The sequence below is a fragment of the Burkholderia sp. KCJ3K979 genome (genome assembly GCF_016759955.1).
Classification (GTDB): Bacteria; Pseudomonadota; Gammaproteobacteria; order Burkholderiales; family Burkholderiaceae; genus Burkholderia; species Burkholderia orbicola.
Window position 1 is genome coordinate 1 of sequence record NZ_JACFYV010000391.1, and the last position, 2,363, is coordinate 2,363.

A 2,363-nucleotide genomic window follows, 5' to 3' on the forward strand; every position below is an offset into this window, starting at 1 on the left:
CTCCCGCCCGGCGTCCTGTTATCCCCCACCGGATCGCTCTTCCCTCGCCCCACGACCGCGATCCGCTTCGCATCCAGCCCGACGTCGGCCAGTTCGACGGCAACGACCTCAGCCCGCCGTCTCGACAACTCGAGATCGTAAGCCGCCGTCCCCTCGTCATCCGAGTACCCGTAAACGCGCACCCCGTTGATCCCCGCCGACCGCAACGTCCGCCCGATCCGTTCCACGATCCGCCGCACATCCGGCTTGAGGTTGTAGCGGTCGAAATCGAACAGGATCGGCCCGGTCGACCCGAATTCGAATCCCTGTCCAGTCTCCTGGAACCCGGCCGACTTCAGCGCCGTCACCTGCGTCTGCGTCAGCCCCCGATGAAGCGGCGGCGGCGTCTTGCAGCCCCCCAGCAGCATGCACAGAAGCAGTGCGCTCCCGACGCACATCCGCCCCATGCTCACAGGAAACGAGTGGTTCATTTCGCATCCCCTTCCGTTGCGCCCGCCCTGCAGGCGCTTCTTTTAACCGCCGCCGCGGCCTCGCCCGCGGCGCGAGTCGATCGACCTCACACCGGCCCTGCAACGCTCTCCGCCAGTTGCCACGATCCCGGCCGCGCACGCTTGGCGCGGTACATCGCGATATCCGCCGCGCGCAGCAAGCCGCTCGCGTCCAACGCGTGATCGGGATACAGCGCAACGCCGGCACTCATCATGGTGGCCACCACGCGGCCGTCGGACAGCTCGATCGACGGCGCCATGCCGGACAAAATCTCGTCGGCGATCCGGCACACGCTGCCCGCTTCAGGCACCGCCGCCAGCATCACCGCGAATTCGTCGCCGCCCAGGCGCGCGACGAGATCGGTCTCGCGCACCCGCGTGCGCAGCCGCGATGCGATATCGATCAGCACCGCGTCCCCGGTGTCGTGACCGAAACCATCGTTGATCTCCTTGAAGCGGTCGCAGTCGAGATAGAGGACGGCGACCCGCTGCCCCGTCAACGTGGCCTCGCAAAGCGCAAGCGCGAGGCGCGACTCGAACTGCACGCGGTTGGGCAACCCCGTGAGCGCATCGTGCGTCGCCTTGTGCTCGAGCGACGCGTTCTCGTCGCGCAGCGTGTTCTGCCAGTCTTCGAATTCGTCGAGCAGCGCGTTGAAGTCGTCGCCGAGCTGGTTCAATTCCGCGATCGCCGCCGGCTCGACGCGCCGCGCGAACGCACGCTCGCGCCGCACCGCGTGCGCGACGCCGGCCAGCGCGCGCAGCGGCGAAACGATGTCGCGCAGCAGGCGTTTCGAGCTGACATACGCGCCGAACACGCTGACGGCCAGGCAGCCGAGAATGCCGCCGACACCGCCGAGCAGGAAGCCGAAGAACTGGTGGCCGCGGCCACGCACGACGACGTGGCCGACGATGATGCCGTCGTGCATCACCGGGACGGTCACCGGCCCCGGCAGCGCCACGTCGGCCACCGCCCGCTCGAGCCGCGCGAGGCCGTTTCCGGCCGGCAACTGCCACGTGGCGAACAGTTGTCCCTTGCTGTCGGTGGCGACCACCTGCGCGACGTCCTCGTCGCCGGCGATCATCCCGATCGCCTCGTTCGCCGCGACGCGATCGCCGAACACGAGCGCCGCCTCGACCGTATAACCGAGCGAGCGCGCCAGCAGGTTCAGGTTGTTGCCGGCATACGCGCGCAACGCGATTACGGCGACGACGATCAACGACACGGCGGCCATCGTCACGGCGACGAACGCGAGGCGCAGGTGCGCGCGACGCAGCACGCTTTGCAGCGTCGGGCGCGGCGGGCGCGAAGTGCGAATGGGAGGCGCGGCGCGTGTCATGGCGTCACCGGCCGTCGCGCCAGATTGAGGACGTTCGGATGCACGCGCACGCCGCTGCGCGCGACGGCGTCGAGATTGATGTCGAACGACACGCGATCGCCGTCGACGTCGAGGCAGAACATGCCGCCCGCCGTGCAGGACGGGTCGTGTTCCGCGATCGTCAACACCGGATGGCCGGCCAACGCGGCTCTCACCCGCGCACGCTCGTCGTTGCTCAAGGTGCCGAGATAGACGACGTCGCAGGCCATGCCGAGCGACGGATCGTCGAAGCGCACGCGTTGCACGTCGAGCAACGTCGAGCCGGCCTGCAGCGTGTCGGTCAGGCCGCGCGCGTAGTCGGGCCGCCCGGTGACGCACAGATGCAGGCGGACGGGCGTCGTCGGCCAGCGCGTGAAGCTGATGATGCCGAGCACGACCTGGCGCACGGCCGCGTCGTGTGACGAAATGGCGGAATCGGCGGGGCGCGCGACGGGGATGACGTGCGCGTTGTCGGCCAGGCCGTCCGCGTCGGCCAGCGCCCCGGCGGGCACGGCGGGCG

3 protein-coding genes are annotated in these 2,363 nt (G+C 69.4%); all 3 read right to left on the bottom strand.

Annotated features, from left to right (window positions below):
• Window positions 1-470 (bottom strand): OmpA family protein (locus H3O04_RS35020; RefSeq protein WP_202589482.1); only part of this gene is annotated, 470 nt, incomplete at its 3' end.
• Window positions 471-556: 86 nt separating this feature from the next.
• Window positions 557-1,825, bottom strand: a complete 1,269-nt coding sequence (locus H3O04_RS35025; RefSeq protein WP_202589483.1) for a diguanylate cyclase domain-containing protein — start codon at window positions 1,823-1,825, stop codon at window positions 557-559.
• Window positions 1,822-2,363, bottom strand: a 542-nt coding sequence (locus H3O04_RS35030) for a YfiR family protein (protein ID WP_442862860.1), incomplete at its 5' end; no start/stop codon positions are given. The genes H3O04_RS35030 and H3O04_RS35025, both read right to left, overlap by 4 nt.

Coding starts and splice junctions, on each gene's coding strand:
- H3O04_RS35025 (WP_202589483.1), bottom strand. CDS start 1,825: ATGACACGCGCCGCGCCTCCCATTCGCACTTCGCGCCCGCCGCGCCCG.